Raw genomic sequence first — 24967 nt, forward strand, 5'->3', positions numbered from 1 at the left:
TGGATGTACCGGCCATGCAAAAAGAAACTGAAATCAAACTCCGCGTCAGCCGCGAGACCCTCGCGGCGCTGCGTGAGCACCCGCTCCTGAAAAAACGCAACAAAAGTGGCTGGGAACGCCGTGAGTTGATGAACCAGTATTTCGACACCCCCGAGCGCGATCTGGCCCAGGCCAAAGTCGCCCTGCGCCTGCGCAAGGACGGTGACGACATCATCCAGACCCTCAAGACCCGCGGCCAAAGCGTCGCCGGCTTGTCGGAACGCAACGAATACAACTGGGACCTGCCCAAAGCCAAGCTCGACGTGAAAAAACTCGACGGCGAATGCTGGCCCGAGCAATTGGCCGAGTTGGACAAAAAGACCCTCAAGCCGATCTTCACCACCGACTTCGTGCGCGAACGCGCCGAAATCGCCTGGGGCCGCGGCAAGGCCAAGGTAGTCATCGAAGCCGCCCTGGACCTGGGCCACGTGGTCGTCGGCAAGCAGAAAGAAGAGATCTGTGAGCTGGAACTGGAACTGCGCGAAGGCGAACCGGCTGCATTGCTGGAGCTGGCCGCCGAACTGGCCGCCACCCTGGCACTGATGCCATGCGATATCAGCAAGGCCGAGCGCGGCTACCGCCTGTACGACGCCAGCAGCTATTCCCTGAGCCTGCCGGCGCCACAGCTGCACGCCGAAATGCCATTGGACGACGCCTTCGCCGCGATCATGTGGCACCTGCTGGGCAGCAGCCAGCGCCTGGCCGAGCAGTACCGCTTCAATGGCCACTGGCGCCTGCTGCAAGACTGGGTCGACAACCTCGGCGAACTGCGCGCCCTGGTCGGCAGCCTCGGCCAGGCCGCACCGCGTCAATCCACCAGCGAACTGCGCAGCGCACTGGATGCCCTGCTGGAAGACTGGCGCCCACTGGTTCAAGCCGGTGACGACGACGAAGACATCCGCAAAGCCGCGCCGGAACAGTTCACCGAAGAACTGGAAGACGTGCGCTGGGGCCTGTTTTCCCTGAACGCCTCGCGCTGGCTGCTCGCCCGTACCTGGACTGCCGACCGCAACGTGCGTGGCAACCGCCAGGGCGCTGCGCAACTCACCAACTGGCTGCCGCGCCTGCTCGCCGAGGACGCCGTCGCCCTGCAACTGCCGCGCTACCAGCAACAGCCGGAAGACCTGGCCGAGCAACTGCCGCGTATCGAACGCATCCAGGCCTGGCTGCACCATGCGCGTCAGGTGGTGGACATTCCGGAGCTGGACCGTTTGTACGGTGAGCTGAACAAGTTGGCCCAACTGGCCAACCAGCCGATCACCGATGAGTCGCTGGATGCGCGGATGCATCAGGCGATTGCGGTGTATCAGAACCGGGCCTGGAAGACTTTGTTGCGTCTGTAACGATGTCATCGCGGGCAAGCCCGGCTCCCACGCTGATTGTGTTCACAGACAGGTAGCTGTGAACTCAATCCACTGTGGGCTTGCCCGCGATGAGGCCGGCCCTGTCAGCGCAACACTGGCAGGCTGGTGGTGGACTTGATCTCCGACAACGCCACAATCGAATTGACCTCCTGAATCCCCGGCACCATCGACAACTTCTCGAAGAAAAACCGCTCATAGGCCTCAATGTCCGAGGTAACGATGCGCAGCAGAAAATCCACCGCCCCCATCAGCACATAACACTCCAGCACTTCCGGAAACCCGCGAATCGCGTCGGTGAACTCGGTGAAGTTGGAGCGCCCGTGGGCGTTGAGTTTGACCTCGGCGAAGATCTGCGTATTGAGGCCGATCTTCTTGCGATCCAGCAAAGTCACCTGGCCGCGAATCACGCCCTCTTCCTTGAGACGTTGAATACGCCGCCAGCAGGGTGACTGGGAAAGGCCCACCTGTTCGGCGATCTGTGCGCTGGACAGCGAGGCGTCCTCTTGCAGCAGGGCCAGGATACGGCGGTCGTAAGCGTCCAACTCGCTGTGCATATAAATACCTTCAATGGTGCCCATCTTGAATTGATCAATTCGATTATTCCTAAAACAGGCTCATCTTAGATAAGAAATCTCCGCTGGCGAATGTAAAAATTTCTCCAGTCGAATCTGGAGCTTTCCCATGCACGCCGTCGAAACCAACTACCCCGTTACCCGCGTCGACGCGTGGGCCGTCAACAGCGTTCATTGCCAGGCGCATTACCGAATCGTCGCCGAGGCGGAGCCCGACCTGTTGTGCCGGGTCCTCAACTATTTCGCCCTGCAATTCCTCACGCCGCGACAGGTCATGGTGAACCGCGAAGAGGACCTGCTGAACATCGACATCGTGATGGACGGCCTGAGCTGGCACCGGGCCCAGGTGATCGGTGAAAAGATTCGAAACCTGATCAGCGTGTGCACTCTGGATATGTGGTCGGCTGATTCCGTAGGGCCTCAAGCGGTGGTGGCGGTCGCCCAGTAAAAGCCTGCAATACACACTGGGAGGAAGATATTCAGCGGCTGGCTAGCCTGGGACTTACGCCCTCAGCCACCCAGGAAAACCTTCATGCCGGTTGATCAACGATTGGAACTGCATCAACTGTTGCCGGCTTTGGTCGAAGGGCGGCTGATCACGCCAGAAATCGCCCAACGCTTGTCGGCGCTGCCGGCCAGCAACACCCTGCACCCATTGGAGAGCATCGCAGCCCAAGGCCTGTGCCTGGAAACCCTGACCGAATGGCTCGCCCAACGGGCCGGGCAACCTTATCTGCGCATCGACCCATTGAAAATCGACGTGGCGACGGTAGTGCCACTGATGTCCCACGCGTTCGCCCAACGCCACGCCATCCTCGCGGTGGCGGTGGATGCACAAACCGTCACCGTCGCCAGCGCCCAGCCCCATGTCACCAGTTGGGAAGCCGGGCTTTCGCAGGTGCTCAAGCGTTCGATCAAACGCGTGGTCGCCAATCCCCAGGACATTACGCGCTGTATCGGTGAGTTCTACCGGCTGGCGAAGTCCGTCAGCGGAGCCGATCAAAAGGTGGTGGCAGCTGGCAACGTCGATCTGCTCAACCTCGGCGCCCGCGAACAGGAACCGGATGCCAATGACGCACACATCGTCAATATCGTCGACTGGCTGCTGCAGTACGCTTTCGCCCAGCGCGCCAGTGATATCCACATTGAACCGTGCCGTGAACAGGGACGTGTGCGCTTTCGTATCGACGGGCTGCTGCATGATGTCTACCAGTTTCCGCCCCAGGTAACGATGGCGGTAGTCAGCCGCCTGAAAAGCCTGGGCCGCATGAACGTGGCAGAAAAACGCAGGCCCCAGGACGGCCGGGTCAAAACCAAAAGCCCGACGGGCGCTGAGGTTGAGCTACGCCTTTGCACCTTGCCCACGGCATTTGGCGAGAAGTTGGTGCTGCGGATTTTCGACCCGCAGGTGTTGCTCAAGGGCTTTGACCAGCTTGGCCTGTCGGCGGATGACCAGCGACGCTGGCAATCCATGACGCGCCAGACTCACGGCATCATCCTGGTGACCGGCCCGACCGGGTCGGGCAAGACCAGCACGCTCTACACCACACTCAGGCAACTGGCGACCCGGGAGGTCAACCTGTGCACCGTGGAAGACCCGATCGAGATGGTCGAGCCCACGTTCAACCAAATGCAGGTGCAGCACAACATCGACCTGACCTTCGCCAGCGGCATCCGCGCCCTGCTGCGCCAGGACCCGGACATCATCATGATTGGCGAGATCCGCGACCAAGAGACCGCCGAAATGGCGATCCAGGCCGCGTTGACTGGGCATCTGGTGCTGTCGACCCTGCACACCAACGACGCCCCCAGCGCCATCAGCCGTTTGCAGGAACTGGGCATTGCTCATTATTTGATCAAGGCCACCTTGCTGGGGGTGATGGCGCAGCGGCTGGTGCGGGTGTTGTGCCCTCATTGCAAGCGGACGCTGGGTGACGCCCATGAAGCGGTCGGATGCGGGGAGTGTCGACAGAGCGGTTATCGGGGGCGAGCCGGTGTTTACGAAATCATGGTGCTGAATGAAGCACTCAAAACCCTGATCACACCCGGCGCCGATCTACACGCCCTGCGCCAGAAAGCGATTGCCCAAGGTATGTGCAGCCTGCGCATGGCCGGCGTGAAAAAGGTCGAGGCGGGGCTGACCACGATGGCAGAAGTATTACGAGTAACGCCTGGGGATTCGGTAACAAATCCTTTGTTTGATAAGCAGTGAAACCGTTCTTATCGGTGACAACACCGTTACAATCGGCTCAACGTCGTTTCACTGAAACATTCAGATAGGGAATCGCTATGCAGATCGGAACCGTACTGCTTCTTTTCGTAGGATTGGCCATTGCCATCCTATTCATGGGTTTCAAGGTGGTCCCACAGGGGTACCAGTGGACGGTCGAGCGTTTCGGCCGCTACACCAACACCCTCAAACCTGGCCTGAACATCATCATCCCGGTCATGGACCGCATTGGTCGCAAGATCAACGTGATGGAAAGCGTGCTGGATATCCCACCCCAGGAAGTCATCACCGCCGACAACGCCACTGTGCAGATCGACGCCGTGTGTTTCTTCCAGGTGGTCAACACCGCCCAGGCCGCGTACGAGGTCAACAACCTCGAACACGCCATCCGCAACCTGCTGCAAACCAACATCCGTACCGTACTCGGGTCCATGGAGCTGGATGCCATGCTCAGCCAGCGTGATGGCATCAACGAAAAACTGCTGAAGACCGTAGACGAAGCCACCGCGCCGTGGGGCATCAAGATCACCCGTATCGAGATCAAGGACATCAGCCCGCCCGCCGACCTGATGGCCGCCATGTCGGGCCAGATGAAAGCCGAGCGAATCAAGCGTGCACAGATCCTTGAAGCGGAAGGGCTGCGAGCATCGGCAATCCTGACCGCCGAAGGCAAGAAACAGGCGCAGATCCTTGAGGCCGAAGGTAGCCGGCAGGCGGCGTTCCTGGAGTCTGAAGCCCGCGAACGTCAGGCCGAAGCAGAAGCCCGCGCGACGCAAGTCGTGTCGGAAGCGATCGCGTCGGGCAATGTGCAAGCGGTGAACTACTTCGTCGCGCAAAAATACATTGATGCACTGGGCAAGCTGGCATCGGCCAACAACAGCAAGGTCATCCTGATGCCGCTGGAAGCCAGCCAGGTGATCGGTGCAGTCGGTGGTATCGGCGAGATCGTCAAGGCAACGTTCGACAACAAGAAAGGCTGAGGCCAGCGCCATGTGGGATTTCCTGCAGCATCTGTCGTTTTGGGATTGGCTGGCACTGGGTACGGTGCTGTTGATCCTTGAGGTATTCGGTGCCGGTGGTTACCTGCTGTGGATGGGCATCGCGGCGGCGGCCGTGGGTGTGATCAAGTTCCTGGTGCCACCTTTGGGGCTGGAGTGGCAACTCCTACTGTTTGCCGTGTTGTCGATCCTGACCGCGGTGTATTGGTGGAGGCGCCAGCGCAGCAGTGCCAAGGCCAGCGACCAGCCGGGACTGAACGAGCGTGGCTCGGAGCTGATCGGCCGCACCTTCGTGGTGCATCAGGCAATTGTGGATGGGCGAGGCAAGATAAAGGTCGGTGACGGCGTATGGATGGTCACCGGCCCAGACAGCGCTGCAGGTGCTCAAGTCCGGGTGATTGGCCAAGAAGGCGTGGTGTTAAGGGTTGAAACTGTTTAGTCAGTGAGGGAACTCGGTCGGGATAACTACAATCATAATGTACAGATAACCCACCCGGAGTCACCCATCATGCGTCTCAAATATGCTGTCGCAACCCTCGCTGTGCTTTCCCTCCCTGTCGGTTCAGCCATGGCCGACAGTTTCTGGCGCAATGTCATCTCGTCGGGCGCCACCACTGGCTCGACGTACCTGACCTTCAAGGACCACAAGCTGGTGGTCGCCGCCCAGGATGACGCAGGCAGCTTTGTTGCCAGCGACGGCGGCATCCGCGGCCCGTACCTGGAAGCGGCCATGCAGAAAGTCCGCGCCGACAACCCTGGCCTGCAAGCCACGGATATGGAACTGGCCAACGCCATTCTCGCGAAAAACGCAGTTACCGAATAACTCGGGTTCGATAAAAAATGCCGCTTTAAACAGCGGCATTTTTTTGTCTTCAACTCCTACGGTCATCGCACCTGAGCACTACATAAATGTTCCTGCTTTCACAGCTGAATACGGACAAGTCCTGTGGAGCCTCTTCCTGCCGGGCAACAAGCTAAGGGTTCCTTTTTGAATAAAGCGAATCACTGCCCATGCACAAGATTGCCTACGCTCTGCTGCTCTCTGCATTTGCTACCGCCTACGCCCAGGCAGAAAGCTGGTACGGATCAGCCAAATTCAACAATGCCCGCCAGAACCTCTCCAGTTCGTTGCTCACCAGCCCTCGCGTGACTGAACGGGTGGACGCCCCGGATAGCAGCAAGTCATTCGTGGCCTCTTTCGCCGCTGGCTATAGCTTTGACAATGGCTGGCGACTGGAAGGGGAATACACGCTGCCGAACAACTCGACATTCAAATCCTACTGGGCCCCCTTTAATGCCAACGTCAACAGTTTGCAGGTCCAGAGCCAACGCTTGATGCTCAACGGCTATAAAGATATCCCTATCAACCAGTGGTTGTCGTTTTACGGTATGGCAGGTGTCGGCGTCGCACGCATTGAAGCCGAAGGCTATCAAACCAATGAAAGCCGCCGTTTCGCCAACAACCGCCAACACAACCTCGCCTATAGCGTAGGCATGGGTCTGGAAGCGAAGGTTAGCCAGCAACTGAGTCTGGGAGCGGGCTATCGTTACATCGCCATGGGTGACGTGGAAACCGGCTACAACACCTTCGCAAACCGTGTGAACGCTCGTGATGAACAACTCAAAGGCAAGCTCAAAGAGCAGAACGTGTTCCTGGAAGCGCGGTACACCTTCTGAGTCCCATTAGAGAATGCCGCTTTTGAAGCGGCATTTTTTTGCCCAACCGACGACGATTCATTCACAGGCGACAGGCTATATTCAGTCAAGCCGTGCAACCATGCCGGTACTGCTACCTCGCCCACTCAACGCCACTCTGAAACGGATGCCTTCGTCGTCATGAGCCAACAGCCCTTCCTGCCGTTCTCCAAACCCACCATCGATGAAGCCACCATCTCGGCGGTCGGCGATGTACTGCGCTCAGGCTGGATCACCAGTGGGCCGAAAGTGCAGGCGTTCGAGGCTCAGTTGTCGGAATACTTTGGCGGCCGGCCGGTGCGCACCTTCAACTCCGGGACGTGCACCATGGAGATTGCCTTGCGCATTGCCGGGATTGGGCCGGGCGATGAAGTGATTACCACGCCGATCTCCTGGGTTGCCACGGCCAACGTGATCCTGGAAGTGGGCGCCACGCCGGTGTTTGCCGATATCGACCCGGTCACCCGCAACATCGACCTGGCCCAAGTGGAGGCCGCGATTACCCCGCGCACCAAGGCGATCATCCCGGTTTACCTGGCCGGCCTGCCCCTGGACATGCCGATGCTGTATGCGCTGGCAAACAAGTACAACCTGCGCATCGTCGAGGATGCTGCTCAGGCGCTGGGTTCCAGCTGGGATGGCGAGCGTATCGGCGCCACCGGTGATTTCGTGTCTTTCAGCTTCCAGGCCAACAAGAACATCACGTCTTCCGAGGGCGGTTGCCTGGTCTTGAACAACGCCGAGGAAGCGCGGCTGGCGGAAAAATATCGTCTGCAGGGCGTTACCCGCACCGGCTTCGACGGTTTGGATGTGGATGTGCTGGGCGGCAAATTCAATATGACCGACATCGCCGCCGCCATTGGCCTGGGGCAGTTTGCCCATATCGAGCAGATCACCACGCATCGTCAGAACCTGGCGCGGCATTATTTCAAATGCTTTGGCAGTGATTTTGAAGAGCAATACGGCGCACAACTGCCACCGGCCGACTTCGAAAACAGCAACTGGCACCTGTTCCAACTGGTGCTGCCGGAACGCCAGGACGGTCTGCCGGCCCGCGCCACCTTCATGGAGCAGATGCAGGCCCACGGCGTCGGCATTGGCTATCACTACCCACCGATCCACCTGCTGAGCCTTTATCGCGCGCAGGGGTTCAAGGAAGGTATGTTCCCGGTGGCAGAAAAGGTAGGTCGTTTGATCGTGTCGTTGCCGATGTTCACAGCAATGACAGAAGCGGATGTGGAGCGGTCGGTGGCAGCAGTGAAGGCGGTCCTGAAAGCCGGCTAGCCATAATCAGCTGTGGGAGCTGGCTAGCCTGCGAGTGCATCACCTGGGTATCACTGATACACCGAGGTGCCCGCATCGCAGGTTAGCCAGCTCCCACATTGTTTTGAGCCGGTCCAGCTATTGGCGTTTACTCGCCGATGGCGGCTTTGTAGCCAGCAGCATCCAGCAGTTTTTCCAGATCAGCCGGGTCGTTTGGCTTGAGCTTGAAGATCCACGCGCCGTACGGGTCGGAGTTCAACAGCTCTGGCTCGTCGCTCAAGGCCTCGTTCACCGCGATCACTTCGCCAGCTACCGGCGAGTAGATATCCGAAGCGGCCTTCACCGACTCCACCACACCCGCCTGGGCCGCCGCGTCAAACACGCTGCCGACTTCGGTCAGCTCAACGAACACCACATCACCCAACGCTTCCTGTGCATGGTCGGAAATACCGACGGTCACGGTGCCGTCGGCTTCCAGGCGTGCCCATTCGTGGCTTTCGGCGAAACGCAGGTCGGCAGGGATATCGCTCATAATCTGTGTCCTCAAGAGGTAATGTCAGCGGCCATTGGCCTGCCGAAAATAGGTTAGATCAAGGTTTTGCCATGGCGCACGAAGGTCGGTTTGACCACTCGAACCGGGTACCACTTGCCGCGGATTTCCACTTCGGCCCGATCGGCAGTGGCCGTCGGTACACGCGCCAGGGCAATGGATTTGCTCAGCGTAGGAGAGAAACTACCACTGGTGATCTCCCCTTCGCCAATATTGGCGATACGAACCACCTGATGAGCACGTAAAACCCCGCGCTCTTCCAGTACCAGGCCGACCAGTTTGAACTGGACACCCGTCGCTTTTTCCGCTTCCAGCGCAGCACGACCAATGAAGTTACGCTCGGCGGGCTCCCAGGCAATGCTCCAGGCCATGTTCGACGCCAGGGGCGAAATATCCTGGTGAATGTCCTGACCGTAGAGGTTCATGCCTGCTTCCAGGCGCAGGGTATCGCGGGCGCCAAGGCCGATGGGTGAAATACCGGCACCTACCAGGTCGTTGAAAAAGCCCGGTGCCTGATCGGCCGGCAGGACAATCTCCAGGCCGTCTTCACCGGTGTAACCCGTGCGCGCGATAAACCAATCGCCATCGGCCTGGCCTTCGAAGGGCTTGAGCTGGTGAATCAGCGTGCTGCGAGACTGGGTAACCAGCTCGGCAATCTTCTGCCGGGCGTGAGGGCCTTGGATAGCGAGCATGGCCAGCTCAGGGCGTTCATGCAGCTGCACCTGGTAATTGCCCAGCTGCGCGTGCATCCACGTCATGTCCTGGTCGCGCGTGGAGGCATTGACCACCAGGCGATAAGCGGACTCGGTGCGGTAGACAATCATGTCATCCACCACGCCGCCCTTTTCGTTAAGCATGGCGCTGTACAACGCACGACCGCAGTCGTGCAGACGTTCGACATCATTGGCCAGCAGGTACTGGAGCCATTCCTTGGCCTGGGGGCCGGTGACATCGATCACGGTCATATGAGATACATCGAACACCCCGCAGTCGCGTCGCACCTGATGGTGTTCTTCAACTTGCGAGCCGTAGTGCAGAGGCATATCCCAACCGCCAAAATCGACCATTTTCGCGCCAAGGGCGAGATGCAGGTCATACAGAGGCGTACGCTGTCCCATGGGTTTCTCCTTCCGGGCGTGGCGAAGGTGCGCGGAGCTGCTGTTCGTGCCGAACACCTTGAATTACAAGGTCTGCAGCACGTTCAGCGACCCGCTCCGAAAGACGAAGCGCACCGAATGCCGCGCATTGTAGCCGCAAGCTGTAGGACTGGCACCTAACCGATTTGGCGGGCAGAGCGCCGAATCAGCCCGATCACCGGCAACAGGCCTACCAGCACCAGTGTCAACGCGGGCAAAGAAGCCCGCGCCCATTCGCCTTCACTGGTCATTTCAAAGATCCGCACGGCCAGGGTGTCCCAGCCGAACGGGCGCATCAGCAGGGTCGCGGGCATTTCCTTGAGCACATCGACAAAGACCAGCAGCGCTGCGCTCAAGGTCCCCGGCAGCAGCAACGGCAGATACACTTTGCAAAACAGTCGTGGACCGCATACGCCAAGACTGCGCGCGGCTTCCGGCAAGGAGGGCCGGATGCGCGCCAGGCTGTTTTCCAAGGGTCCATAGGCCACCGCCAGGAATCGCACCAGATACGCCAGCACCAGTGCCGACAGGCTGCCCAACAGCAATGGCTTGCCCGCGCCGCCGAACCAGCCGGACAACGGCACCACCAGTTCACGGTCCAGATAGCTGAACGCCAACATGATCGATACCGCCAGCACCGAACCCGGCAAGGCATAACCGACATTGGCCAGACTGATGCCGGAGCGGATCGCCCGCGTTGGCGCCAGCCGGTTGGCAAAGGCCAGCACCAGCGCCACGCTGACCGTGATCAAGGCGGCGATCCCGCCCAGGTAAAGGGTGTGGATGATCAGGCCCGAATAACGCTCATCCAGATCGAAGCGACCACGCTGCCAGAACCAGACGACCAGTTGCAGCATCGGGATGACAAACGCACAGGCGAACACCAGCCCGCACCAGCCACTGGCCGCCGCCGCCTTGAACCCCCGCAGGCGGTACAGCGCCTTGCCCCGTGGTCGCTCGTTGCTCGGTCGGCTGGCACCCCGAGCGCGACGCTCGCCATACAGCACCAGCATCACCACCAACAGCAACAGGCTGGCCAACTGGGCAGCGCTGGAAAGGCTGAAAAAGCCGTACCACGTCTTGTAGATGGCGGTGGTGAACGTGTCGAAGTTGAACACCGAAACCGCACCGAAATCCGCCAGGGTCTCCATCAACGCCAGCGCAACCCCGGCGCCAATCGCCGGCCGCGCCATAGGCAAGGCCACGTGCCAGAACGCTCGCCATGGCGATTGCCCCAGCACCCGTGCAGCCTCCATCAAGCCTTTGCCCTGGGCCAGGAATGCAGTGCGCGCCAGCAGGTAGACGTAGGGGTAGAACACCAGCACCAGGACGATGATCACACCGCCGGTGGAGCGCACCCGTGGCAGACGCAGCCCGGTGCCGAACCATTCGCGCAGCAGGGTTTGCACAGGCCCGGAGAAGTCCAGCAGCCCCACAAACACGAACGCCAGAACATACGCAGGGATGGCGAAGGGCAGCATCAACGCCCAGTCAAGCCAGCGCCGGCCGGGGAATTCGCAGAGGCTGGTCAGCCACGCCAGGCTGACACCCAGCACGGTTACGCCGACACCGACTCCCAACACCAGGGTCAGTGTGTTGCCCAGCAGGCGCGGCATCTGGGTTTCCCAGAGGTGCGACCAGATTTGTGCGTCGATACTTTGCCAGGACAGCAGCAGTACGCTCAGCGGCAGCAGCACCAGGGCGGCAACGGTGAAGACCGGCAGGTACCAGCGGCGTTGGGCGGGGTGGGCCAAGGAAAAGCTCTCAGGCAAATGAAGATTTTGAAGTCACCGCTAACCCATGTGGGAGCTGGCTTGCCTGCGATGCAGGCACCTCGGTGTATCAGTGATACCCAGGTGATGCTATCGCAGGCAAGCCAGCTCCCACATTTGATCGGCGGTGCAGTTGAGGCCGAGCTTAGTTCCAGCCAGCTCGATCCATCAACCGGATCGCCTCGGCCTGGCGCTTGCCCGCCACTTCCACCGGCAAGGTGTCCGCCACGAACTTGCCCCAGCTCGCCACTTCCGCCGACGGCGCCACGGCCGGGTTGGCCGGGAACTCCTGGTTCACGTCGGCAAAGATCTTCTGCGCCTCAGGCGTGGTCATCCACTCCACCAGCGCCTTGGCGGCTTCCGGGTGCGGCGCGTGCTGGGTCAGACCGATGCCCGACAGGTTCACATGCACGCCACGGTCGCCCTGGTTCGGCCAGAACAGTTTTACCGCCAGGTCCGGCTTCTGCTTGTGCAGGCGGCCGTAGTAGTAGGTATTGACGATGCCCACGTCGCACTGCCCGGCGTTGATCGCTTCCAGCACGGCGATGTCATCGGAGAACACGTCGGTGGACAGGTTGTTCACCCAGCCCTTGACGATTTCTTCGGTCTTGGCCGCACCGTGGGTTTCGATCAAGGTGGCGGTCAGCGACTGGTTGTAGACCTTTTTCGCCGTGCGCAGGCACAGACGGCCCTCCCACTGCTTGTCGGCCAAGGCTTCGTAGGTGGTGAGGTCGCCCGGTTTTACCCGGTCGGTGGAATAGGCGATGGTCCGCGCGCGCAGGCTCAAGCCGGTCCAGGTATGTTTTGAAGAGCGATATTGCAGGGGGATGTTCTTGTCGATCACCGGGGAGGTGAACGGTTGCAGAATGCCCATCTGCTCGGCCTGCCAGAGGTTGCCGGCGTCGACGGTAAGCAGCAGGTCGGCGGTGGCGTTTTCGCCCTCGGCCTTGATGCGCTGCATCAGCGGGGCTTCCTTGTCGGTGATGAACTTCACCTGCACGCCGGTTTTCTGGGTGTAGGCATCGAACACCGGCTTGATCAGTTCATCGATGCGCGAGGAGTAGACCACCACTTCGTCGGCGGCCTGCACGGTGGTGCTGCCGATCAAGGTGAGTGCCAGAGCAGTCAGGAGGCGCTTGGGTGCCAACATGGGGGCAGTCTCTCATTTGCAAAAAGAGGGCAAATGATAAGGACTCACATTTGGTAGCGCTTGGTGGAGGCGTTACCAGATGTTGCATAGCCAGCATTTTGCGGTGGAGCTGATGGCCTCTTCGCGGGCAAGCCCGCTCCCACAGGGACCGGGCTTCAATGTCAGGGTTTGGCCAGGTCTGGGAGATCGCCGGTCAGGCCCAGCGCCTGGCGTACAAACACGGCCTTGGCTTCGGGCATCTGGTCGACCAGCTTCAACCCGGCATTACGCAACCAGCGCAGCGGTAGTTGGTCAGCCTGGAACAACCGCTCGAAACCTTCCATCGCCGCCATCAGCGCCAGATTGTGCGGCATGCGTCGGCGTTCGTAGCGGCTCAGCACCTTCACATCTGCCAGGCGCTCGCCGCGCTCGGTCGCCGACAGCAGCACTTCGGCCAGTGTCGCGGCGTCAAGAAAGCCCAGGTTCACGCCCTGCCCTGCCAATGGGTGGATGACGTGGGCCGCGTCGCCGATCAATGCCAGGCCTTCGGCCACGTAGCGTTTGGCGTGACGCTGGCGCAACGGCACGCAGACGCGCGGGTCGGCGCTCAGCACCGTACCGAGACGGCCTTCAAAAGCCCGCTCCAGTTCGCGGCAGAAGCTTTCATCATCCAGCGCCATCAAGCGCTCGGACTCGGCCGGCGTCGTCGACCAGACGATCGAACACCAATCCTCCTGCCCGTCCCGCACAAGCGGCAGGAACGCCAGCGGACCGGTGTCGGTAAAGCGTTGCCACGCCGTGCGCTGGTGCGGCTCGCTGCTGCGCACGCTGGTGACGATGGCGTTATGCAGGTAGTCCCATTCGCGGGTCGCGGTGCCGGTCAGGCGGCGCACGGCGGAGTTGGCACCATCGGCAGCCACCACCAGCGGCGCGCGCAACGTGCGGCCGTCGGCCAGGGTCAGCAACCAGTCATCGCCGGAGCGGCGCATCTGTTCCAGGCGTGCATTGGCCAGCAGGCCCAGGTCGCAGTCATGCAGGCGGTCGAGCAAGGCATCCTGCACAACGCGGTTCTCGACGATGTGCCCGAGCACCTCGGCATGCAAGCTGGCCGCCGAGAAGTGGATCTGCCCGGTGCCGCTGCCGTCCCACACCTGCATCTCGCCGTAAGGACTGGCGCGCCGAGACACGATGCCATCCCACACGCCCAGGCGCTCGAGGATGCGCTGGCTGGCGGCCGACAAGGCGCTCACCCGTGGCTCGAAGGCCGCGTCACGGTCGAACGGCTTGACGCTCAGCGGGCTGCCGTCAAGCAGCAGCACCTGCAGGCCACTGCCCTGCAACGCCAGCGCCAGGGCGCTTCCGACCATTCCGGCCCCGACAATCAGCACATCTGCGCGCATGTCCATGCTTTAAGCCTGTCTCACTGGCGGCTTGCGCCGCACGTAAAGGGTTTTGTCGACCCGCGCCACCAGGGTGCCGGAGCCGTCATGAATCTGCACCTTGAGGTGGGGCAGGTACTTCTCGCCACCTTCGGTGTGTCGACGAATCTCGTCCAGCAAGGCTTCGTCGATGGAAAATTCGGCATACACCGGGCCTTTGCCCGGCGAGACAAAGTCGATGCTCGCGGCCTTGTCCCACACGATGTAGTCGCGGCCCAGGTTCTCCATCAGCATCAGCATGTAGAACGGATCAACCATCGAATACAGGCTGCCGCCGAATTGCGTGCCGACATAGTTGCGGTTGTACCAGCCCAGGCCCATGCGCACTTTAACCTGACGAAAATCGGCGCTCATATGCCGCACGCTGACCCCCGCGCCCAGGTACGGTGGATACAGGGTCATGATCCAACGCAACAACCGCGCCTTGCCGAGGCGTTCGATCAACCACTTACGCATCGGGGCGCGTGCCCAGGCCCATGGCCTGACGGGCGAACCAGCGCTTGGCCGGCGGCAACAGATCCAGGCCCAGCAGGCCCATGTTGCGACCCAGCGCGACCAACGGCTGGGCGCTGCCGAACAGGCGCGTGACCTGGTCGGAGAAGCCCACGGTGAGTTTCTGGTCGAGGCGCTGTCGGTCCCGATAGCCCTGCAAGGTGGCCAGGTCACCCGGCACTTGCGGCCCGGCCAGCAAAGCATCGGCCAACGCATTCGCATCACGCAGGGACAGGTTGAAGCCCTGTCCGGCAATCGGGTGCAGGCTGTGGGCGGCATTGCCAAGGACCGCCAGGTGCGAGCGCACTTGTTCCTCGGCTTCAACCAACGTCAGCGGGTACAGATGACGAGCGCCCACTTGCTTCAGCGTGCCCAGGCGGTAGCCGAACACGCCCTGCAATTCACTCAGGAAGCTGCGTTCGTCGAGATTGGCCAGGCGTTGCGCGTCCATGCCGATGCGGGTCCACACCAGCGCGCAGCGGTTGTCCGGCAGTGGTAGCAAGGCCATCGGGCCTTCATCGGTGAAACGCTCGAACGCTTCGCCGTTATGGGATTCGCTGGGGGTGATGTTGGCGATCAGCGCGCTCTGGTTGTACGGGCGGGTTTTCACGCCAATACCCAATTGCTCGCGCAGGCCGGAGCGGCCACCGTCAGCCAGTACGGCGAGGTCGCATTCCAGGACGGTTTCATCGTTGAGCGTCAGGCGGTAGCCATCGGGCAGCGGCTCCATGCGCGTGACTTCCGCCGGACAACGCCAGCTGACCACGTCTTTATCCAGGCCTTGCCACAGGCATTGGCCCAGCCAAGCGTTTTCGACCACATAACCGAGCGCCGGCACGCCCTCTTCCATGGCAGACAGCCGCGCGGTGGAGAAGCGTCCACGGTCGGACACGTGGATCTGTTTGATCGGCTCGGCGCGACGGGCGATGTCCTGCCACAGGCCCAGGCGCTGATAGATCTGCCGCGCGCCGTAGGACAAGGCGGAAGAGCGCGCATCGTAGCTTGGCTGGTAGTGGTCGCCCGGCGCGAAGGGTTCGATCAGCACGATCTTCCAGCCCCGCGCCTTGGCCCCGGCCTGCAACGCCAACGCCAGGCTGGCGCCTACCAGGCCGCCGCCGATGATTGCCAGATTGACCCGGCTCATCGGGCAGCCGCCATCAGCGCTTCGATGTCGGCCACGGTTTTGGGCACACCGCCGGTCAGGATTTCACAGCCTTGCTTGGTCACTACCACGTCGTCCTCGATGCGTACGCCAATGCCACGCCATTTCTTTGCCACAGTCTGGTTGTCCGGCGAAATATAGATGCCCGGCTCCACGGTCAACGCCATGCCGACTTCCAGCACCCGCCATTCACCGCCCACTTTGTACTCGCCCACGTCATGCACATCCATGCCCAGCCAGTGGCCGGCGCGGTGCATGTAGAAGGCTTTATACGCTTCGTTGGCGATCAGCTCGTCAACGTCACCTTGCAACAATCCCAGCTTCACCAGCCCGGCGGTGATGACCTGCACCGTCGCCTCGTGGGCCTGGTTCCAATGCTTGTCCGGAGCGATCTCGGCAAACGCGGCTTCCTGGGAAGCCAGTACTATTTCGTAGATCGCCTTCTGTTCCGGCGAAAACTTGCCATTGACCGGCCAGGTGCGGGTGATGTCACTGGCGTAGCAGTCGATCTCGCAACCGGCGTCGATCAGCACCAGGTCGCCGTCCTTGAGCACCGCGTCATTCTGCTGGTAATGCAGGATGCAGCTGTTGCGCCCGGCGGCGACGATGGAGCCATAGGCTGGCATCTTCGCGCCGCCTTTGCGAAATTCATAATCCAGCTCGGCTTCCAGGCTGAACTCATGCAAGCCGGCCCGGCTGGCCTGCATCGCCTTCACGTGGGCGGCGCAGGAGATTCGCGCGGCCTCGCGCATCACCTTCACTTCTGCCGCCGATTTATACAGGCGCATGTCGTGGAGCAGATGATCCAGGGCAACGAATTCGTTCGGCGGTTGGGCGCCCAGATGGGCTTTGGAGCGGATCACATTGATCCAGTCCATCAGGTGCCGATCGAACTCGGCGTTGCTGCCCATGGCCGAATACACCCGGTCGCGGCCTTCGATAAGGCCGGGCAGGATGTCGTCGATATCGGTGATGGGGAACGCGTCGTCCGCGCCAAAGTCACGGATCGCGCCTTCGGTGCCGGCGCGCAGGCCGTCCCACAGTTCGCGTTCGGCATTGCGCTCACGGCAGAACAGCACGTACTCGCCGTGCTGGCGACCCGGCATCAGCACGATCACCGCTTCCGGCTCGGGGAAGCCACTCAGGTACTGGAAGTCACTGTCCTGGCGGTACACGTGCTCGACATCACGGTTGCGGATCGCCACGGCAGCGGCCGGCAGGATCGCGATGCTGTTGGGTTCCATCTGCGCCATGAGCGCCTTGCGGCGTCGGGTGTATTCCGCTCGGGGGATATGGATCATGGGCAGATGGGCTTCCTTTTTAGTGCAGCGACGGCTTGGGTGCAGCAGGCTCAGCGGACTTCTTGGTCTCGGTGAACAGCAGCAACGGCGCGACGCGCAGGTATTCCATGACTTCCATGTAGTCGCCTTCACCGTCTTCGGATTCTTCCAGGGCATCTTGCACCTGGGAGATGGCGGCCAGGTCCTGCAACACTTCCTTGGCGTCGGTGCTCAGTTCCAGGCCGCCGGCGTTGACGCCGAAACCGTGGAGGAAGCCTTGGCACCATTGGCCCAGGGCGGCGGCGCGCTCGGCGAGCGGCGCGTCGTCGGTCGGCAGCAGCAGGACCACGGTGACGTCATCACCGGTCAGCTCGCCCTTGACCATCTCTTGCAGGCCGATCAGCGCGTTGCGCACGTTGTCGGTCGGTTCGGTTTCCAGCAGCTCGGCCACGTCTGCCAGCCAGTTGTCGGCATCAAAGCCAACGCCGGTGCAACTGCGGCCCAGCAACACGCCGTGCAGTTCGGCAGGCGAGCATGGGTGGCCGCTGGTGCTCAGCAGTTTGGAAAAAGCGTCGTACGGGGAGTTCTGAATAGGCATGGTGAGCTAGGCGCCAGACGGCGCAATGTCTAGAATGGAGCGCTGTATCCTAGCACCGGCAGACGTACCAAGACTATCAAGGGCGTCAGATCGTTTATCCTGCAGTTGCCATTCATCAGACAAATCCAGTGGAACCCAATGGAAGACACCGACCTGCAAGCGCTGATGGCCAGACTCGAATTGCTAATTACTCGGGTCGAGCAACTTAAGAGTCAAAACGGACTCCTATTAGCTCAGGAAAAGACCTGGCGCGAGGAACGCGCTCACCTCATTGAAAAAAACGAAATCGCCCGGCGTAAGGTCGAATCGATGATTTCGCGCCTGAAGGCCCTGGAGCAAGACTCATGAGTTCAAGCAATAGCGTCACCGTGCAGATCCTCGACAAAGAGTATTCGATCATTTGCCCCCAGGAGGAGCGCAGCAACCTGGTGAGCGCCGCCCGCTACCTGGATGGCAAGATGCGTGAGATCCGCAGCAGCGGCAAAGTCATCGGCGCCGACCGCATCGCCGTGATGGCCGCCCTGAATATCACCCACGATTTACTGCATAAGCAGGAACGCCCTGACGTGCAGGCCAGCGGCTCGACGCGTGAGCAGGTGCGTGACCTGCTGGAGCGTGTCGATCTGGTGCTTTCCAGCGATTCAGACGCACCCAAGGGCTGATTGCGGCGACTGTTTAAGGTATACTCGCCCCACTCCCTGGCGTGTTTGCCAGTCGGCGATGTCCCTGAGCCGATTCGCACTACCCTGGAAGTTGCACGTTGGGCTGGTGTGCATGTCCGCTAGACGGAAAGCCTTAAAGCCTACTGCATCTTCCACCTTGAACTTTCGGGTTCAAGGGCTAAGTCGACAGCGGCTCTGTCGGGGAGCCTGAATTCCCAAACTCAATGCCAGTCCTCGGACTGGCATTGTTTTATGAGCCGAAACCATGACCGAACCTGCGCCGCTTTCCCGTCCGCAACTTCGACGCATGTTGCGCAAAGCCCGCCGCGCCCTCACGCCGAGCGAGCAGCGCAAGGCCGCCCACGGCCTGTATCGGCAACTCGCACAGCACCCGCTGTTTCGTCGGGCCAAACATATTTCCTTGTATCTACCGACGGACGGTGAAATTGATCCGCGCCTGCTGTTGCGTGCAGCCCAGCGCCGGGGCAAGGCCACCTACCTGCCGGTGCTCAGCGCCTGGCCACGGACCAAGATGGTGTTCCAGCGCGTAAGGCCCGGGGAAAAGCTGCTGCCCAATCGCTTTCGTATCCTGGAACCACGGGTGAATATCAGCCGCCAACGCAAGGTCTGGGCGCTGGACCTGGTGCTGCTGCCGTTGGTGGGTTTCGATGATGCAGGAGGACGCCTGGGCATGGGCGGCGGGTTCTACGATCGCAGCCTGGCCTACCTGGCGCGCCGTCAGAGCTGGCGCAAGCCGACGCTGCTGGGCCTGGCCCACGAATGTCAGAAGGTCGATCGATTGGCACAGGCAAGCTGGGATGTGCCGCTGGCGGGCACCGTAACCGATAAGCGTTGGTATATTGCGAAGACGCCACTGGAGTCAGCGGCGCCTTAGAAGAGGGGTCAGCGTTTGAACGGTTGCGGCTGCTGCTGAGCCAGTTCAACGGGTGCATCGGTCTTGTTCGACCATAAGCTTTGGGCATACCCGGTGGTCACGACGCCCAGACCAAACAAAATCACCAAAATCCATAGTAAATCCGGTTTACGTTGCATCGATTGCCCCCCTGCAGGCACCTCGTACACGATGACAACAACGTTCCAAAGTAGTCCGTTGCAGCTGCGTCAAGCTTTAAAAGCCGGCATTCTGCGGTAACGTGAACCAACACGCAAACCTTGACGCCAACCGACTGTCGGTTTGTCATCAAATTGCCTGACAACTTGCCCACTGCTTTTTTCAGGAGCCCAAAAATGGCCTATTGGCTGATGAAATCCGAGCCCGACGAACTCTCTATCAAAGGCCTGGAAAAGCTCGGCGAAGCCCGCTGGGACGGGGTGCGCAACTACCAGGCGCGCAACTTCCTGCGTGCCATGGCGGTGGGTGACCTGTTTTTCTTCTACCACTCCAGCTGCCCGGAGCCCGGCATTGCCGGCATCGGTAAAATCGTTGAAGCGGCCTACCCGGACCCGACCGCGCTGGAGCCCGAAAGCCACTACTTCGACGCCAAAGCCACCCCGGAAAAAAATCCGTGGAGCGCGATCACCGTCGCCCATGTCCAGACTTTTCCCAAAGTGCTGGGCCTTGGTTACCTGAAGCAGCAAACCGCCCTGGCCGAACTGCCCCTGGTACAAAAAGGCAGCCGGTTGTCGGTGATGGCCGTCACGCCCGAGCAATGGGCTGCCGTGATCAATTTGCTTTAACTGATCGGTATCAAGGCCCCGCCGGGGCAAACCGTTCAAACTAGGACGCTAATGCCGCAGGAAGCAGCCATGTCGACGAATCACCACACCTCCCGTCTTTTCGCCATCGCCCTCATCGCCCTGTTGTTGGGTGCCGGTGGCTTCGGCTACTGGCGCTCCACTCAGGACCGCCTGCCCGAGGGCCTGAGCATGGGCAATGGCCGCCTGGAATCCACCGAAGTGCAGATTGCCGCCAAGATCCCCGGGCGCCTCGCCGAAGTGCGGGTGGACGAAGGCGACAAGGTGCTCAAGGGCCAGCTACTTGCACGCATGGACACCCGCACGCTGGAAGCCCAACGCGCACAGGCCGAAGCCGAAGTACTGCGCGCCAAGGAAAACTTCGCCGCTGCCGAAGCCAATGTGCAACTGCGACAAAGCGAACAACTGCTGGCGAACCAGGAACTCAGGCGCACCCAAGAGTTGTACAAGCGCGGCTTCGCCAGCAGCCAACTGATCGACCAGCAGCAAGCGCGTCAGAACACCGGCAATGCGGCGGTGGTTGCCGCACAAGCCCAGGTAGCCTCGGTGAAAGCCGCCATCGGCGCAGCCCAAGCCCAGGTGGCCCAACTCACCAGCGAGATCGATGACAGCAGCCTGCGCGCGCCCATCGACGGGATTATCCAATTGCGTCTGGCCGAGCCTGGCGAAGTGCTGGGCGCGGGAGGACGCGTACTGTTGCTGATCGATCCCAACGACCAATACATGAACCTCTACCTGCCCGCCTCCGTCACCGGCCGCCTCACCGTTGGCAGCGACGCACGCATCCTGCTCGATGCCCTGCCCGACCAACCACTGCCGGCCAAGATCAGCTTTGTAGCCGCCAAATCCCAGTTCACGCCCAAAGAAGTGGAAACCCGCGACGAACGCCAGAAACTGGTGTTTCGCGTCAAACTGCGCCTGACCCAACCCAGCGCCGTGCCGCAAGCCAAACCCGGCATGCCCGGCGCAGGCTACGTGCGCACGGCTGACATCGACTGGCCGGCCAACCTGCGATGAGCGCCCTGGCGCTGCAGGCGACGGGGATCAACCACCGCTACGGCCAGCAACAGGCCCTGGTCGACATCACTTTCAACCTGCCGGCCGGTACGCGCTGCGGGTTGATCGGCCCGGATGGCGCGGGCAAGTCGAGCCTGCTGGGCTTGATCGCCGGGGTTAAAAAGCTTCAGGACGGTCAGTTGAACGTGCTTGGCGGTGCGATTGAAGATCGCCGCCACCGCAATAGCCTGTACCCGCGCATCGCCTTCATGCCTCAAGGGCTGGGCGGCAACTTGTATCCCGAGTTGTCCATCAGCGAAAACATCCGTTTCTTTGCCACACTGTTTGGCCTGTCGAAAGCCGACTGCGAACAGCGCATGCACAACCTGCTGCTGTCCACCGACCTTGCGCGCTTCGCCGACCGCCCGGCCGGCAAACTCTCCGGAGGAATGAAACAAAAGCTCGGCCTGTGTTGCGCGCTGATCCACGACCCGGACTTGTTGATCCTCGACGAGCCCACCACCGGCGTCGACCCGCTTTCACGCAGACGCTTCTGGGAGCTAGTCGAAAGCGTACGCGGCGAACGCCCGCAACTGACACTGCTGGTGGCCACGGCCTACATGGAGGAAGCCGAGCAATTCGAACATTGCCTGATGCTCGATCGCGGCAAGCTGATTGCGGACGGGCTGAGCAGTGAATTGGCTGACGCAACACCCAGCGGCAAACTGGACGAGGCCTTCACCCACTTCCAGGGCAACAGCGCCCACAGCAACCAGCCGCTGCTGATCCCACCGCGAGAAAGCGACACCACCGACATCGCCATCGAAGCCCACGACCTGACCCTGCGTTTCGGCGATTTCACGGCGGTAAACAAGGTCAGCTTCGCCATCGGCCGAGGCGAGATCTTCGGCTTCCTCGGCTCCAACGGCTGCGGCAAGACCACCACCATGAAGGTGCTCACCGGGCTGATGCCCGCCACCGAAGGCAGCGCGACCCTGCTGGGCAACCCGGTCAACGCCAAGGACCTGGCGACCCGCAAGCGCGTGGGTTTCATGTCGCAAAGCTTCTCACTGTATGGCGAGCTCAGCGTGCGCCAGAACCTGGTGCTGCATGCGCAACTGTTCGACTTACCCAAGGCCGAGAGTGGCCCGCGCATTGATGAGCTGATCCAGCGCTTCGATCTCGGTGACGTCGCCGAACAACCGTCCGGTGAACTGCCCCTCGGCCTGCGCCAGCGCTTGTCATTGGCGGTGGCGGTGCTGCATCGCCCGGAAGTGCTGATCCTCGACGAACCCACGTCGGGCGTCGACCCGGCCGCACGGGATGACTTCTGGCGGTTGCTGATCGAGCTGTCCCGCGAACAAGGTGTGACCATCTTCCTGTCCACCCACTTTATGAACGAAGCCCAGCGCTGCGACCGCATCTCCCTGATGCACGCGGGCGAGGTGCTGGCCTGCGATACGCCGGATGCGCTGCAACGGCAATTCCACGGCGATACGCTGGAAGCAGCGTTCGTCACCTGCCTGGAACAGGCTCAAGGCGAAGCCAAATCCGATGCCCCCACCGCAACCGTCAGCGAAACCGGCGCGCCGCCCGTGAGCAAACGCGGTTTCAGCCTGGCTCGCCTGTTAGCCGTGGCCAGCCGCGAAGGCAAGGAACTGCTGCGCGACAAAGTACGCATGGCCTTCGCGCTGCTGGGCGCGATGTTCATGATGGTGATCTTCGGCTACGGCATTTCCCTGGATGTGGAAAACCTCGCCTTCGCCGTCTACGACCAGGACCAGACGCCGCAAAGCCGTGCCTACCTGGAGGGGTTTCGCAGTTCACGCTATTTCGCCGAGCAGACGCCCATCCGGGACTCGAATGAACTGCACCGGCGCCTGCAACGCTCGGAAATCAAACTGGCCCTGGAGATCCCTCCCGGTTTTGGTCGCGACCTCTACGCCGGTCGCCAGCCCAGCGTAGCCGCATGGCTCGATGGCGGCATGCCGTTTCGCGCGGAAACCAGCCGTAACTATGTAGAGGCCGTGCACCAGGAGAACCTGCAGCAACTGGCCGAACTGAGCAGCCTGCCCCGCAACCACCCAGCGGCCGCCAAGCTGGAAACGCGCTTTCGCTATAACCAGGACGTGGTCAGCGTCAACGCCATCGGCCCCGGTGTGATGGCGCTGATCCTGGCGTTCATCCCGGCGATGCTCACCGCCCTCGGCATCGTGCGCGAGAAGGAGTTGGGCTCTATCACCAACTTCTACGCCACGCCGCTGACCCGTCTGGAATTCCTGCTCGGCAAACAAACGCCGTACCTGGCCGTGAGCCTGGTCAACCTGGCGGTATTGGTGGCAATGAACCGCTGGCTGTTCGGCGTGCCGTTCAAGGGCAGCGGCCTGACGCTGGCGTTTGGCGGCCTGCTCTACGTGCTGGCGACCACCAGCATGGGCCTGCTGATTTCTGCGTTCACCCGTACGCAGATCGCGGCGATCCTCGGCACCATGATCATCACCAGTCTGCCGACCATCCAGTTCTCCGGGCTGATCGTGCCGCGCTCGTCCCTGGAAGGTGCGGCGGCATTGATGGGCATGCTGTTCCCGGCAGGGCATTTCCTGGATATCGCCGTGGGCACGTTCACCAAGGCCCTGGACCTGCGCCAGTTGTGGCCACAGTGCTTGGCGCTGTTCGGGTTTTTCGTCGGGTTCACCGGACTGAGCCTGATCATGCTCAAGAAGCAGGAGGCCTGATGCATAAGTTCGCGCACATCCTGCGTCTGGGCATAAAGGAACTGACCAGCCTGCGCCACGACGGCGTGTTGCTGCTGTTTCTGTTCTACGCCTTCACCGTCGCCATCTATATGCCCGCCGCCGGTTCAGTGATCGGCGTGCACAATGCCAGCGTGGCATTTGTCGATGAAGACCACAGCTCGCTCTCCCGCCAGATGGCCGAGGCGCTGCAGCCGCCCGAGTTTCAAGCGCCCATTCCTCTGGCCTATGACCAGTTGGACAAGGTCATGGACAGCGGCGAATACACCTTCGTGATCAATGTGCCGGCGAACTTCCAGGCAGACCTGCTGGCAGGGCGCCAACCGGGCGTGCAGGTGAATGTCGACGCCACGGCGATGAGCCAAGCGTTCATGGGCGCGGGCTATATCGGGCGGATTTTCCAGCGGGAACTGCTGACCTATAGCGGGCAAGCCGCCGCCAACCAGGCGCCCGCCCTGCTCACTACCCGCGCGCTGTTCAACACCAACCTGGAAGGCGGCTGGTTCCTGGCGGTGATCCAGATCGTCAACAACATCACTATTCTCGCCATTATCCTGACCGGCACCGCGCTGCTGCGCGAACGCGAGCACGGTACCCTCGACCACCTGCTGGTGCTGCCGCTGACGGCGCTGGAGATCATGTTGGCAAAAATCTGGAGCAATATGCTGGTGGTGGTGCTGTGCACCTGGCTGTCGCTGGAAGTGGTGGTCAAAGGACTGCTTGGCGTGCCGCTGGCCGGGTCGCTGGGGCTGTTCCTGTTCGTGACGGCGCTGTACCTGTTTGCCAGTACGGCGCTGGGGATTTTCCTCGCGACGCTTGCCCGCTCGACACCGCAGTTCGGCCTGCTGGCGATTCCAGTCATTATCCCGATGCTACTGCTCTCAGGCGGCAGCACGCCGCTGGACAGCATGCCCGAGTGGTTGCAGTGGGTGATGCAGGGCTCGCCATCGACGCACTTTGTGAGTTTAAGCGCGGCGATTCTGTTTCGCGATGCAGGCGTGAGCGTGGTGTGGCCGGACGTGCTGGCGCTGGCGGGGATTGGGTTGCTGTTTTTTGCAGTGGCGTTGGCGAGGTTCCGCAAGAGCCTCGCGTCGTAGCCTGCCGGAGCCTGCTCACAATAG

At 61.3% G+C, this 24967-nt stretch carries 26 protein-coding genes and 1 other RNA gene; 16 read left to right on the forward strand and 11 right to left on the reverse strand.

Going from position 1 to position 24967, the window contains the following annotated elements; translation table 11 throughout:
- Positions 1–14: 14 nt before the first annotated feature.
- The gene (locus AB4N92_RS10845; protein WP_010207357.1) at positions 15–1382 is read left to right on the forward strand and encodes a CYTH domain-containing protein; all 1368 of its coding nucleotides are present in this window, start codon (positions 15–17) and stop codon (positions 1380–1382) included.
- A gap of 104 nt (positions 1383–1486) precedes the next feature.
- On the opposite strand, the gene AB4N92_RS10850 is transcribed toward AB4N92_RS10845, so the two are convergent.
- Positions 1487–1957 carry an Lrp/AsnC family transcriptional regulator gene (locus tag AB4N92_RS10850; RefSeq protein WP_010207358.1) on the reverse strand — a complete coding sequence of 157 codons (471 nt, stop codon included), beginning with the start codon at positions 1955–1957 and terminating at the stop codon, positions 1487–1489.
- Positions 1958–2084: 127 nt separating this feature from the next.
- On the opposite strand from AB4N92_RS10850, the gene AB4N92_RS10855 reads away from it, so the two are divergent.
- The 7 genes from AB4N92_RS10855 to AB4N92_RS10885 all read left to right on the forward strand — a co-directional run bounded on the left by AB4N92_RS10855 (position 2085) and on the right by AB4N92_RS10885 (position 8182).
- Entirely contained in the window at positions 2085–2423 is a 339-nt protein-coding gene (locus tag AB4N92_RS10855; RefSeq protein WP_010207359.1) for a hypothetical protein, read from the forward strand.
- Between the two features lie 84 nt (positions 2424–2507).
- On the forward strand, positions 2508–4187 hold the full coding sequence (locus tag AB4N92_RS10860; protein WP_042570916.1) for a GspE/PulE family protein: 1680 nt from the start codon (positions 2508–2510) through the stop codon (positions 4185–4187).
- 77 nt (positions 4188–4264) lie between these two features.
- The gene (locus tag AB4N92_RS10865; protein ID WP_010207363.1) at positions 4265–5185 is read left to right on the forward strand and encodes an SPFH domain-containing protein; all 921 of its coding nucleotides are present in this window, start codon (positions 4265–4267) and stop codon (positions 5183–5185) included.
- 10 nt (positions 5186–5195) lie between these two features.
- Positions 5196–5642, forward strand: a complete 447-nt coding sequence (locus AB4N92_RS10870) for an NfeD family protein (RefSeq protein WP_010207365.1) — start codon at positions 5196–5198, stop codon at positions 5640–5642.
- A 69-nt stretch (positions 5643–5711) separates the two neighbouring features.
- Positions 5712–6026 (forward strand): DUF2388 domain-containing protein, encoded by a 315-nt coding sequence (locus AB4N92_RS10875; protein WP_003176799.1) that lies wholly within the window; start codon positions 5712–5714, stop codon positions 6024–6026.
- A gap of 188 nt (positions 6027–6214) precedes the next feature.
- Positions 6215–6880 carry an outer membrane protein gene (locus AB4N92_RS10880; protein ID WP_010207367.1) on the forward strand — a complete coding sequence of 222 codons (666 nt, stop codon included), beginning with the start codon at positions 6215–6217 and terminating at the stop codon, positions 6878–6880.
- A gap of 159 nt (positions 6881–7039) precedes the next feature.
- Entirely contained in the window at positions 7040–8182 is a 1143-nt protein-coding gene (locus tag AB4N92_RS10885) for a DegT/DnrJ/EryC1/StrS family aminotransferase (RefSeq protein ID WP_010207369.1), read from the forward strand.
- Positions 8183–8309: 127 nt separating this feature from the next.
- Here the strand turns inward: AB4N92_RS10885 and gcvH are convergent, their stop codons facing one another.
- The 9 genes from gcvH to AB4N92_RS10930 form a co-directional block, all read right to left on the reverse strand.
- The gene (gene gcvH, locus AB4N92_RS10890) at positions 8310–8693 is read right to left on the reverse strand and encodes a glycine cleavage system protein GcvH (RefSeq protein WP_010207370.1); all 384 of its coding nucleotides are present in this window, start codon (positions 8691–8693) and stop codon (positions 8310–8312) included.
- 53 nt (positions 8694–8746) lie between these two features.
- Complete coding sequence (gene gcvT, locus AB4N92_RS10895; protein WP_010207372.1) at positions 8747–9829, reverse strand: glycine cleavage system aminomethyltransferase GcvT; 1083 nt, start codon at positions 9827–9829, stop codon at positions 8747–8749.
- Between the two features lie 155 nt (positions 9830–9984).
- Positions 9985–11601, reverse strand: a complete 1617-nt coding sequence (locus AB4N92_RS10900; RefSeq protein ID WP_044288041.1) for an ABC transporter permease — start codon at positions 11599–11601, stop codon at positions 9985–9987.
- 163 nt (positions 11602–11764) lie between these two features.
- On the reverse strand, positions 11765–12769 hold the full coding sequence (locus tag AB4N92_RS10905; RefSeq protein WP_010207376.1) for an extracellular solute-binding protein: 1005 nt from the start codon (positions 12767–12769) through the stop codon (positions 11765–11767).
- A 161-nt stretch (positions 12770–12930) separates the two neighbouring features.
- Positions 12931–14148, reverse strand: a complete 1218-nt coding sequence (locus AB4N92_RS10910; RefSeq protein WP_236266761.1) for a 2-octaprenyl-3-methyl-6-methoxy-1,4-benzoquinol hydroxylase — start codon at positions 14146–14148, stop codon at positions 12931–12933.
- A gap of 9 nt (positions 14149–14157) precedes the next feature.
- Entirely contained in the window at positions 14158–14643 is a 486-nt protein-coding gene (locus AB4N92_RS10915) for a DUF4442 domain-containing protein (protein ID WP_010207379.1), read from the reverse strand.
- Positions 14636–15823, reverse strand: coding sequence for a 2-octaprenyl-6-methoxyphenyl hydroxylase (gene ubiH / locus AB4N92_RS10920; RefSeq protein WP_010207380.1), 1188 nt, complete (start codon positions 15821–15823; stop codon positions 14636–14638). Before ubiH ends, AB4N92_RS10915 begins: the two co-directional genes overlap by 8 nt.
- The gene (pepP, locus tag AB4N92_RS10925; protein ID WP_021492631.1) at positions 15820–17142 is read right to left on the reverse strand and encodes a Xaa-Pro aminopeptidase; all 1323 of its coding nucleotides are present in this window, start codon (positions 17140–17142) and stop codon (positions 15820–15822) included. Before pepP ends, ubiH begins: the two co-directional genes overlap by 4 nt.
- A gap of 19 nt (positions 17143–17161) precedes the next feature.
- A complete protein-coding gene (locus AB4N92_RS10930) occupies positions 17162–17719 on the reverse strand; it encodes a YecA/YgfB family protein (protein ID WP_021492630.1) in 558 nt (185 codons plus the stop codon).
- A gap of 138 nt (positions 17720–17857) precedes the next feature.
- Between AB4N92_RS10930 and AB4N92_RS10935 the strand changes: the two genes are divergently transcribed.
- From AB4N92_RS10935 to AB4N92_RS10950, 4 genes are all read left to right on the forward strand, one after another.
- Complete coding sequence (locus tag AB4N92_RS10935) at positions 17858–18067, forward strand: TIGR02449 family protein (RefSeq protein ID WP_007982902.1); 210 nt, start codon at positions 17858–17860, stop codon at positions 18065–18067.
- Entirely contained in the window at positions 18064–18381 is a 318-nt protein-coding gene (locus tag AB4N92_RS10940; RefSeq protein ID WP_010207385.1) for a cell division protein ZapA, read from the forward strand. Before AB4N92_RS10935 ends, AB4N92_RS10940 begins: the two co-directional genes overlap by 4 nt.
- A gap of 30 nt (positions 18382–18411) precedes the next feature.
- Positions 18412–18590, forward strand: a non-coding RNA gene (gene ssrS / locus AB4N92_RS10945) — 6S RNA.
- A gap of 56 nt (positions 18591–18646) precedes the next feature.
- Positions 18647–19276 (forward strand): 5-formyltetrahydrofolate cyclo-ligase, encoded by a 630-nt coding sequence (locus AB4N92_RS10950; RefSeq protein WP_010207386.1) that lies wholly within the window; start codon positions 18647–18649, stop codon positions 19274–19276.
- An 8-nt stretch (positions 19277–19284) separates the two neighbouring features.
- On the opposite strand, the gene AB4N92_RS10955 is transcribed toward AB4N92_RS10950, so the two are convergent.
- Positions 19285–19434 (reverse strand): hypothetical protein, encoded by a 150-nt coding sequence (locus tag AB4N92_RS10955; RefSeq protein WP_010207387.1) that lies wholly within the window; start codon positions 19432–19434, stop codon positions 19285–19287.
- A 195-nt stretch (positions 19435–19629) separates the two neighbouring features.
- Here AB4N92_RS10955 and AB4N92_RS10960 point away from each other — a divergent pair, with 195 nt between their 5' ends.
- The 4 genes from AB4N92_RS10960 to AB4N92_RS10975 all read left to right on the forward strand — a co-directional run bounded on the left by AB4N92_RS10960 (position 19630) and on the right by AB4N92_RS10975 (position 24943).
- Positions 19630–20079 carry an EVE domain-containing protein gene (locus AB4N92_RS10960; RefSeq protein ID WP_021492628.1) on the forward strand — a complete coding sequence of 150 codons (450 nt, stop codon included), beginning with the start codon at positions 19630–19632 and terminating at the stop codon, positions 20077–20079.
- Between the two features lie 69 nt (positions 20080–20148).
- A complete protein-coding gene (locus AB4N92_RS10965) occupies positions 20149–21114 on the forward strand; it encodes an HlyD family secretion protein (protein ID WP_021492627.1) in 966 nt (321 codons plus the stop codon).
- Positions 21111–23828: a ribosome-associated ATPase/putative transporter RbbA gene (gene rbbA, locus AB4N92_RS10970; RefSeq protein ID WP_236266738.1), complete on the forward strand. Its 2718-nt coding sequence runs from the start codon at positions 21111–21113 to the stop codon at positions 23826–23828. The genes AB4N92_RS10965 and rbbA overlap by 4 nt, the downstream gene beginning before the upstream one ends.
- On the forward strand, positions 23828–24943 hold the full coding sequence (locus tag AB4N92_RS10975) for an ABC transporter permease (RefSeq protein ID WP_010207394.1): 1116 nt from the start codon (positions 23828–23830) through the stop codon (positions 24941–24943). The genes rbbA and AB4N92_RS10975 overlap by 1 nt, the downstream gene beginning before the upstream one ends.
- Positions 24944–24967 lie beyond the last annotated feature (24 nt).

The organism is Pseudomonas sp. S3_A09, from assembly GCF_054668065.1.

Coding starts and splice junctions, on each gene's coding strand:
- AB4N92_RS10915 (WP_010207379.1), bottom strand. CDS start 14,643: ATGCGTAAGTGGTTGATCGAACGCCTCGGCAAGGCGCGGTTGTTGCGT.
- gcvT (WP_010207372.1), bottom strand. CDS start 9,829: ATGGGACAGCGTACGCCTCTGTATGACCTGCATCTCGCCCTTGGCGCG.
- pepP (WP_021492631.1), bottom strand. CDS start 17,142: ATGATCCATATCCCCCGAGCGGAATACACCCGACGCCGCAAGGCGCTC.
- AB4N92_RS10935 (WP_007982902.1), top strand. CDS start 17,858: ATGGAAGACACCGACCTGCAAGCGCTGATGGCCAGACTCGAATTGCTA.
- AB4N92_RS10965 (WP_021492627.1), top strand. CDS start 20,149: ATGTCGACGAATCACCACACCTCCCGTCTTTTCGCCATCGCCCTCATC.
- ubiH (WP_010207380.1), bottom strand. CDS start 15,823: ATGAGCCGGGTCAATCTGGCAATCATCGGCGGCGGCCTGGTAGGCGCC.
- AB4N92_RS10865 (WP_010207363.1), top strand. CDS start 4,265: ATGCAGATCGGAACCGTACTGCTTCTTTTCGTAGGATTGGCCATTGCC.
- AB4N92_RS10870 (WP_010207365.1), top strand. CDS start 5,196: ATGTGGGATTTCCTGCAGCATCTGTCGTTTTGGGATTGGCTGGCACTG.
- AB4N92_RS10845 (WP_010207357.1), top strand. CDS start 15: ATGCAAAAAGAAACTGAAATCAAACTCCGCGTCAGCCGCGAGACCCTC.
- AB4N92_RS10860 (WP_042570916.1), top strand. CDS start 2,508: ATGCCGGTTGATCAACGATTGGAACTGCATCAACTGTTGCCGGCTTTG.
- AB4N92_RS10855 (WP_010207359.1), top strand. CDS start 2,085: ATGCACGCCGTCGAAACCAACTACCCCGTTACCCGCGTCGACGCGTGG.
- AB4N92_RS10885 (WP_010207369.1), top strand. CDS start 7,040: ATGAGCCAACAGCCCTTCCTGCCGTTCTCCAAACCCACCATCGATGAA.
- AB4N92_RS10930 (WP_021492630.1), bottom strand. CDS start 17,719: ATGCCTATTCAGAACTCCCCGTACGACGCTTTTTCCAAACTGCTGAGC.
- AB4N92_RS10880 (WP_010207367.1), top strand. CDS start 6,215: ATGCACAAGATTGCCTACGCTCTGCTGCTCTCTGCATTTGCTACCGCC.
- AB4N92_RS10940 (WP_010207385.1), top strand. CDS start 18,064: ATGAGTTCAAGCAATAGCGTCACCGTGCAGATCCTCGACAAAGAGTAT.
- AB4N92_RS10960 (WP_021492628.1), top strand. CDS start 19,630: ATGGCCTATTGGCTGATGAAATCCGAGCCCGACGAACTCTCTATCAAA.
- rbbA (WP_236266738.1), top strand. CDS start 21,111: ATGAGCGCCCTGGCGCTGCAGGCGACGGGGATCAACCACCGCTACGGC.
- AB4N92_RS10850 (WP_010207358.1), bottom strand. CDS start 1,957: ATGCACAGCGAGTTGGACGCTTACGACCGCCGTATCCTGGCCCTGCTG.
- AB4N92_RS10875 (WP_003176799.1), top strand. CDS start 5,712: ATGCGTCTCAAATATGCTGTCGCAACCCTCGCTGTGCTTTCCCTCCCT.
- AB4N92_RS10975 (WP_010207394.1), top strand. CDS start 23,828: ATGCATAAGTTCGCGCACATCCTGCGTCTGGGCATAAAGGAACTGACC.
- AB4N92_RS10905 (WP_010207376.1), bottom strand. CDS start 12,769: ATGTTGGCACCCAAGCGCCTCCTGACTGCTCTGGCACTCACCTTGATC.
- AB4N92_RS10950 (WP_010207386.1), top strand. CDS start 18,647: ATGACCGAACCTGCGCCGCTTTCCCGTCCGCAACTTCGACGCATGTTG.
- gcvH (WP_010207370.1), bottom strand. CDS start 8,693: ATGAGCGATATCCCTGCCGACCTGCGTTTCGCCGAAAGCCACGAATGG.
- AB4N92_RS10955 (WP_010207387.1), bottom strand. CDS start 19,434: ATGCAACGTAAACCGGATTTACTATGGATTTTGGTGATTTTGTTTGGT.
- AB4N92_RS10910 (WP_236266761.1), bottom strand. CDS start 14,148: ATGCGCGCAGATGTGCTGATTGTCGGGGCCGGAATGGTCGGAAGCGCC.